The organism is Staphylococcus sp. EG-SA-2 (genome assembly GCF_017152085.1).
Genome location: NZ_JACYHC010000169.1, coordinates 1 through 532 on the forward strand (window position 1 = coordinate 1; position 532 = coordinate 532).

Consider the following 532-nt stretch of genomic DNA (forward strand, 5'->3'; position numbering starts at 1 on the left):
TTGCGGATGTAGTCTAAATCAAAGTTGATTAATAAATCACCTTGTTTAACTTCTTGACCTTCCTCAACATGTAAAGTAAAGCCTTCTCCGTTTAATTTAACAGTGTCTAAACCGATGTGGATTAATAATTCTAAACCACTATCTGATACAAGACCAATTGCATGTTTTGTTGGGAAAATCATTTGTACTTTACCGTTGAATGGTGCACGAACTTCACCTTGTGAAGGTTTGATAGCGATACCGTCACCCATCATTTTTTCGCTGAACACTTGATCAGGCACTTCTGATAATGGTGTTACTTCACCAGTTAATGGTGCATGCACGATATGGCTCAATTCGCTTGTTGCAGATTTATCTTCTGCAACAACAACAGTTTCGTCTTTATCGTCTTCCATAGTAGTAGGATTTTCTACTACTTGACCATTCATAATCTGTTGCATTTCATGTTTGATTTGGTCAGATTTAGGACCAAAAATTGCTTGCATATTATTGCCGACTTCTAATACACCAGATGCGCCTAAATCTTTCAAAC

The 532-nt window shown here is 37.0% G+C and carries 1 protein-coding gene; it reads right to left on the minus strand.

Annotated elements, in window-relative coordinates; genetic code table 11:
- Positions 1-532: PTS sugar transporter subunit IIAB (locus tag IDG60_RS01590; RefSeq protein WP_206160415.1), on the minus strand; the 532-nt coding region annotated here is incomplete at both ends.